This is a genomic window from Roseobacter sp., assembly GCF_024639605.1.
Classification (GTDB): domain Bacteria; phylum Pseudomonadota; class Alphaproteobacteria; order Rhodobacterales; family Rhodobacteraceae; genus Roseobacter.
In genome coordinates this window covers 1-3,775 of the sequence record NZ_JAHEHZ010000229.1, presented here as the reverse complement: position 1 = coordinate 3,775, position 3,775 = coordinate 1, and the positions used below count along the sequence as shown (strand labels likewise).

Here is a 3,775-nt window from a genome sequence, read left to right as displayed (position 1 = left end):
ACCAGACGGGCGCTGCATCCTGCTTCCCCCTTTTTCGGAGAATAAAATGCGGTTTCTGGTAGGTACCATCGGAAAGGAGCAGGCCGTCTTTGCGGTCAAAGGCACAAGCGCGTGGAACCTGACGCGGGCTCTGCCTGCCATCGGGACAGACCTGACGTCGCTCGCCTCAGACAGTGATCTGCGCGAAAGACTTGCAGGCCTTGATGAACCCGGTGATCCGGTTGCGGTCTCCGAAATCACTCCCGCCCTTCCCGTGACACGCCCCGGGGCGATCATCTGTCTGGGCCTGAACTACGTCGAGCATATCCGCGAAGGTGGGTATGACATTCCGGATTATCCGGCGCTTTTCATGCGGGGGCCGAAATCCGTAATGCCCGCAGGCGCGCCGATGATCCGGCCTGACTGCTCTGACGAACTGGATTACGAAGCCGAACTGATGCTGATTATCGGCAAGGGCGGCCGGCACATCTCAGAGGAAACCGCCCTGGATCACATCTTTGGCTATACTGTGTTCAACGACGGATCCGTGCGTGACTACCAGCGTAAAACGCATCAGTGGACACCGGGCAAAAACTTCGACAACACCGGTGCCATCGGGCCGGTCGTGGTCACGCCTGATGAATTGCCCGAAGGCGCGCGCGGTCTGCGCATTGAAAGCCGGGTGGGGGATGAGATTTTGCAGCGGTCCGACACGGGCAATATGATCTGGTCCGCGGCTCAGGCCATTTCGATCATCTCCGGCTATACGACCCTCGCCCCCGGTGATCTCATTGCACTGGGAACACCACCGGGTGTGGGACACGCGAAAACGCCGCCCCGATGGTTGCGCCCGGGCGAGACCATTGAGGTCGAAATCGAAGGTATCGGCATCTGCGCCAGCCCCGTCATCGCGGAAAGCCGGGCTGCCGAAACGGCTTTGCAATCCTGAACGGCGACGCCGTTTCACTTCACGCACCAGCGATGACAGAGGGATTTGTCCGTGGCACTCCGGGCACACCCGGTACAGCAGGGGCCGCTTCTCCGAATATGCCTGTCTGTAGCCCGGAAACAACGCAGCCAGGGGCCGGTCCTGAGCTGTTTAATCATTTTGCAATCACGGGTCGCTACAGTCGGCACCCTGTAACCTGTAAATCGCTTAAGAGTGACCGATATGCCTCTTCCGACCCTCCGACAGGTCACTTTTGCCCTTTGCGCGGCCTTTACCGGATTTTCCGCACAGGCCGAAGTGGTCCTTGTGGGATGGGCCCCTGTGCCCGGATTTTACGAGGAAACAGAAACCGGCACCCCGGACGGATTTTTCGCAAATCTGGCGACACGGATTGCTGAACGTGCCGGTCTTGATGTCGAATTCAGGCGCTATGCCACCATGTGGGACGCGATCAGTGCGCAGGCAGAGGGCGAAGTTCATATGCTTGCGGGCGTCACCCGTCTCGGTGTCCTCAATGCGACCAACATATATTCGGAGCCTGTCGCGCAATCCGCACACTATCTTGTTGTGCGGATCGAAGACCGCGCCGGCTTTGTCCTGAATGACGGCAGTGCAAAACGCATTGGCGTGGTCGAGAGCCAGCGAATGGCATTCGCAGCCCGCGACAAACTCTCCGGCCACCAGATTATCGCTCATGAGAGCGGGCCTGACGGTCTGCACGCGCTTCTCGCCGGGCTGACGGATGCGCTTGTTGTCATCGGCGATCCGTTCTTCCACAATCTGCGCCTGAAACGGATCGATCACAGGGTCGCCGCCGTTGACGGGCCCCTTCAGACCTTTGAACGCTTTGTAGCGCTTCATGGCTCCCGTGCCGAACTCATGCCGCTCGTAAATTCAGCAGTATCTGATCTTTCAGCCTCGGGTGAGCTTGAATTCCTGCGCCAGCAGTGGGGACTGGTTCCAGCTTCGGGGCCTCCGGATCTGCTGACTGTCGGTGTGAAACATTTTCCACCCTTTCAGGTGATCAGGGAAGACGGCACTCTGACCGGATTTTCCGTCGAAGCGTTGCGTGCACTGGTAGAGCGCGCCGGCCTATCGCTGCGCTTTGTACAGATCACCAGCGAAGCCTTTGCCGCGGGTCCTCGCGCCGGAACCTACGACATACTTCCGCAGGCCGGTGTGACACCTGAACGCGCGCGCCGGATGGAGTTCGCATTGCCAACGAGCGCATATACCGTCGCGGCGTTCGTAAGAGCGGATGACAATTTCCGGCCGCAGTCGCTGGACGATCTGGCCGGTGAACGGGTTGGAGTAGTAAATGTCAATATAGCCCGGCGCAGGCTCGAAGCCGAAGGAGACATTGATCTTGTCATCTATTCAGACATCACCAGCATGATGGGCGCGCTGGCTGCGGGTGAGATACGTGCCGCCGTCAACATCGCCAGTGTCCTGCGGACCGCCGCCAGAGAAGGTGGCCTTGAGGACGCGACGCAGGAAGTCCGCCCGCCGCTTTTCTCCGGACAGCGCGCTCCGGCGCTGCGCTTCGGACTTGGTGATGTACGCGAGAGGCTGAACGTCGTGATACCGGGATATCTTGCATCAGATGAATACCGTGACCTTCAGATGGAATGGTTTGGCCCGAAGCCGCTCATTTCGGATCAGCATCTCTCACAGATCGCTGTCGCTACTCTTGCGGGTCTGCTTGTGCTTGGCACTTATGCCGCGCTTCAGCACCGGGCAAGATTGCTGCACCAGCGGGATGCGGCGCAGAACCAGCGCCTCGTCGAAATCGAGATGGATCACACGCGCAAAGCAAAAGAACTTGTCGCGCAGCTTGAAATGACCAATGCGGATCTCGCGCGCTCCAACAGCGAGCTTGACGCTTTTGCCTATATCGCGTCTCACGATCTCAAAGCGCCGCTGCTTGCTATCGAGCAGACGTCGCAGTGGATTGAAGAAGATCTGGGCCCTGTACTGACCGACGAGGCCCGCGAAAGTTTTGATCTGCTGCGCAACCGTGTGGGCCGCATGTCGATGCTGCTTCACGATCTGCTGGAACACGCGAGGATCGGCCGCAGCGAAGCTGGATCGCGCCTTGTCTCAGGCCGGCAGCTCGCCGCCGAGGTGATCGATCTTGCAGCCGTCCCGGAAAGCTTCACCGTGGTACTGGATCAGAGCCTCAACACGGTGCATGTCAACGCGACGCCGCTGCTGACGGTTCTTCTCAATCTTGTGCGGAATGCGGTGAAGCACGCGGAAAATTCCTGTGGCACAATCCGGTTGTCAGTCAGGGAAAAAGACGAGGCGCATCTTTTCTGCGTCGAAGACGACGGGCCCGGCATTGACGCGAAATACCACGAACGCATTTTCGGAATGTTCCAGACGCTCAGACCGCGCGATGAGGTGGAGGGCAGCGGTATGGGCCTCGCAATTGTTCAGAAAACTGTCACGCTTGCCGGAGGAAGTATTTCGCTGGAGTCTTCGCCGGGAAATGGCTGCCGTTTCTTTGTGGAGTGGCCGAAACTGCCGGCAGAAACGCATACCGGCGATCAGCAAGCGGCGTAAGCCCGGCCATACTTAAACAGCATCTGAATGCTTTCCCGGACAAACGTAATTGGTGCCAGTACGCCCGGTTGCAATTTGTTCTTCCTTTATCCACCCGAGCGCCGGACAGCAGCGAAAGGCGCCGATATGCTTGCGCCGACAAATCCCGTGGGCCGCAGGGCACCGGCATCCGGAACGACCCGAATGTCCGATGCTTCGCCGCTCTCAACAGGCACCTCGACGCTCCTACGCGGAAAACCCACGCCTTTACTGCAGGGCCTGCGGCAGAAACAATGCGATTGA

The 3,775-nt window shown here is 59.1% G+C and carries 2 protein-coding genes; both read left to right on the top strand.

The window, feature by feature from the left end; genetic code table 11:
- A partial coding sequence (locus tag Q0M35_RS17960; protein ID WP_295317624.1) for a fumarylacetoacetate hydrolase family protein occupies window positions 1-928 on the top strand: 928 nt, incomplete at its 5' end.
- Window positions 929-1,150: 222 nt separating this feature from the next.
- The gene (locus Q0M35_RS17955) at window positions 1,151-3,493 is read left to right on the top strand and encodes a transporter substrate-binding domain-containing protein (protein ID WP_295317623.1); all 2,343 of its coding nucleotides are present in this window, start codon (window positions 1,151-1,153) and stop codon (window positions 3,491-3,493) included.
- Window positions 3,494-3,775 lie beyond the last annotated feature (282 nt).